Source organism: Streptomyces sp. yr375 (assembly GCF_900110755.1).
Taxonomy (GTDB): Bacteria; Actinomycetota; Actinomycetes; order Streptomycetales; family Streptomycetaceae; genus Streptomyces.
Genome location: NZ_FOFF01000119.1, coordinates 1 through 1,562, shown reverse-complemented (window position 1 = coordinate 1,562; position 1,562 = coordinate 1). Strand labels below are relative to the sequence as shown.

Annotated in this window: 2 protein-coding genes; one reads left to right on the top strand and one right to left on the bottom strand. The window is 70.7% G+C overall.

The features are described from left to right. The first annotated feature begins 272 nt into the window (after positions 1–272). On the top strand, positions 273–1,094 hold the full coding sequence (locus BMZ82_RS39110; RefSeq protein ID WP_177244887.1) for an IS5 family transposase: 822 nt from the start codon (positions 273–275) through the stop codon (positions 1,092–1,094). Here BMZ82_RS39110 and BMZ82_RS39105 read toward each other — a convergent pair. Continuing rightward, positions 1,021–1,562, bottom strand: a 542-nt coding sequence (locus BMZ82_RS39105) for a hypothetical protein (RefSeq protein ID WP_177244886.1), incomplete at its 5' end; no start/stop codon positions are given. The genes BMZ82_RS39110 and BMZ82_RS39105 overlap by 74 nt on opposite strands.

Here is a 1,562-nt window from a genome sequence, read left to right as displayed (position 1 = left end):
AGAAGCCGTATTCCTATCGATCACGAGGACGGTTCTGATCGAACGGGTTCCCTGGTCGGGTGATCTTGGCCGCGCGGGCGCATGAAAGCAGGGCCTCCGGTGCAGCACGAGGGTTGCGAAGCCAACTCGTTCACCAGGAGGCCCTGTTGTCCCAGTCTTGCGTGACGACGTTGTTCCCGTCCAACTCGCGCGTGTCGGCGTGCGATTGCCTCGCTCACCGGTTCGGGAACGCGGCCGACCGACCCGACCGGGTGCGGCAGTACCCCTCCGACATGACGGACGCCGAGTGGCAGGTGGTGCGCGACGCGATGCCGGTCCCGGCCTGGCTCGAAGGGCGGGGCGGACAGCCGGAGGGCTACTGCCACCGGCAGATGTTGGACGCGGTCCGTTATGTCACGGACAACGCGGTCAAGTGGAGGGCGATGCCCGCCGACTTTCCGGCGTGGGACCGGGTGTATGCGTTCTTTCGCAGGTGGCGCGACAAGGGACTGGCCCGCGAGTTCCACGACCGCCTGCGCGGACGGGCTCGCCGGGCCGAAGGGCGGGACGTGGAACCGACCGCGGCGATCATCGACTCGCAGTCGGTCAAGGGTGCGGCGTCGGTGCCCGCTGCCTCACGCGGCTATGACGGCGGCAAGAAGATCAACGGCAGGCGTCGGCACGTCATCACGGACAGCATCGGGCTGCTGCTGATGGTCCTGGTGACCGCCGCCGACGTCACCGACCGCCAGGCCGCCCGCGTGATGCTGCCCCGGCTCCGGGAGAAGTTCCGCAAGATCACCCTCATCTGGGCGGACGGCGGCTACTCCGGCCGCCTGGTCACCTGGGCCAGGGAGAAACTCCAGCTCACCCTGGAGATCGTCAAGCGCAGTGACGACATGAGCGGCTTCGTGGTGCTGCCCAGACGGTGGTGCGTGGAGCGAACTCTGGGGTGGCTGATGCGATCGCGGCGTCTGGTGCGGGACTTCGAGACGCTGCCCACCTCCAGCGAGACGTTCGTCTACTTCTCGATGGCCATGCTCATGAGCCGCCGCCTCGCCCGGACGGCATCCCGGCCCCGGCCCGGGCAGGCACGGTGGGCTCGCGCGGCGTGAACCGGCCCGACGGCAACGCGGTCACCCAGCCCCGCTCGGCCAGCCGCCTCGCCTTCGAACGCACTCCCTCGGTCTTCGCCGGCACCGCCGCAAGCCCCAGCCGCCCGGCCAGCTCCTTCGCCGAGATGCCCTCACCGGCGCCCGGCTCGGCCTCCACCAGCTCCACAATCCGCCGGTAGTCCGCCGACAGCGCCAAAACCGTCGCCCCCGCATACCAGCGCGGCACGACCGACCCCGCGACCGGGGCCATCGCCGCGGCCGTCGCCTCGACCACCGGGGCGGCCCCTTCCCCCAGCACCGCGTCGCGGCCGGCCAGGGTCTCGGCGAGCTCGGCCGTGGCGATCACGCGACGCTCCAACAAAGCCTCCGCCTCGGCGAGTTCGGCAAGAACCCGCTCCGCCTCCACGCGAAGCTCCTCCGCCCGCACCCGGGCAGCCGCTTCCCGCTCCTCCACCAGCGCCATCACCG

Coding starts and splice junctions, on each gene's coding strand:
- BMZ82_RS39110 (WP_177244887.1), top strand. CDS start 273: ATGACGGACGCCGAGTGGCAGGTGGTGCGCGACGCGATGCCGGTCCCG.